The following is a 1,201-nucleotide window of genomic DNA, read 5'->3' on the forward strand; positions in this document are numbered from 1 at the left end:
CGCTTCAGTAGCAGCGAGGGCAAACGTTCATCGTTATTCATCGTCACGCTCCTTTGCTAGCGCGACGCCGGCGGCCTGCGCTAGCAGGCTCGCGAGGGGTCTGATGACGTTTGAACGCTGCACCGGGCTCATCCCCTGAAGCTCGACCGAGTCGAACGTCATGTTCATCTGGCGCGATATCGGTTGCAACGACTGCGGGTCTGCCCGAACGACGTTTGGTGCCTTGTGCATTGCGCTTCTCCCGGACGATGGTGGAATCGTCCGTTGAGTTTCCGCGCAAATGTCGATTGATAAGAAGTTGGTGCAGATTGCACAAGGCCGCTACGCTGACGCGCGGATCGCCGAGAACCAGAGCGGAGCATGCGGCAGCATCCAACATCCATTCGGCAATGACCCTAACCTCACTGTCGCCCGCGTCGATATGGACGACCCGACCTCCGCCGCGCTGCTCAACATCTCGAACCTTGACGCGACGACGAAACAGCGGATGCCAACGATAATGGACTTCAACTTCTTGCCCGATATGGGCAGAATGAACGGGAACTGGTTCTTGGGCGCCGGAATTATCTGTTCGCAGGGTCCGACGGCGGCGGCGAGAGCGCTGCGATAATCTATAGCCTGATCGGAACGGCACGCCTAAACGATGTAGAGCCATTCGCGTATTTGCGTGCTGTCTTCGAACGGATCGCCGATCATCCCATCAACCGCGTCGACGAACTGCTGCCGTGGCGCCTGATGCCCGTTGAACAGGCCACACAGCTCGCAGCTTAACGGACCATCACGATGGCTCAAGCACGCAAATCAAGCAGTCGCAAACCCACGTTGCGAATGGTCAGCTCTCCAGAGTTCATCTATCAGTTGCGGGTTGAACTACTGGGTCTCAGACCGGCGATTTGGCGGCAGATTCTCGTTCGCGGGTCCGTTGAGCTTTCCAGGCTTCACGTCATCTTGCTCATGACCATGGGGTGGGACGGTGGCCACGTGCATGAGTACGTCATTGGAGACAAAAACTATGGGGAGGTCGATCCGCTCTTCCGACCCGATGTCCCCGACGATCCGCCTGTGTTAGACGAAGCCAAGGCAACCCTCGCGGTGGCACTTGGTGATCGGAAATTGTTCACCTATATCTACGACTTTGGCGACAATTGGCAACATCGCGTCAAAGTCGAAAAGATCTTGCCGCCTGATCCCGACTTACGCT

General features: G+C 57.3%; 3 protein-coding genes and 1 pseudogene. 3 read left to right on the forward strand and 1 reads right to left on the reverse strand.

Features of this window, described 5'->3' with window-relative positions; all coding sequences use genetic code 11:
- Positions 1-33: 33 nt before the first annotated feature.
- Positions 34-231: a hypothetical protein gene (locus BSU04_RS12425; RefSeq protein ID WP_089160889.1), complete on the reverse strand. Its 198-nt coding sequence runs from the start codon at positions 229-231 to the stop codon at positions 34-36.
- A gap of 67 nt (positions 232-298) precedes the next feature.
- Here BSU04_RS12425 and BSU04_RS12430 point away from each other — a divergent pair, with 67 nt between their 5' ends.
- From BSU04_RS12430 to BSU04_RS12440, 3 genes and pseudogenes are all read left to right on the forward strand, one after another.
- Positions 299-610, forward strand: a complete 312-nt coding sequence (locus BSU04_RS12430) for a hypothetical protein (RefSeq protein WP_218827269.1) — start codon at positions 299-301, stop codon at positions 608-610.
- Positions 538-771, forward strand: a pseudogene (locus BSU04_RS12435) (transposase domain-containing protein); the annotation flags it as partial. The gene BSU04_RS12430 and the pseudogene BSU04_RS12435, both read left to right, overlap by 73 nt.
- A gap of 12 nt (positions 772-783) precedes the next feature.
- Positions 784-1,201 (forward strand): plasmid pRiA4b ORF-3 family protein (locus BSU04_RS12440; protein WP_144021211.1); only part of this gene is annotated, 418 nt, incomplete at its 3' end.

It is taken from the genome of Caballeronia sordidicola, from assembly GCF_002220365.1.
Lineage (GTDB): Bacteria > Pseudomonadota > Gammaproteobacteria > Burkholderiales > Burkholderiaceae > Caballeronia > Caballeronia sordidicola_C.

Excerpts from the sequence above, each read along its gene's own strand:
- BSU04_RS12425 (WP_089160889.1), bottom strand. The coding sequence starts at position 231 with ATGCACAAGGCACCAAACGTCGTTCGGGCAGACCCGCAGTCGTTGCAA.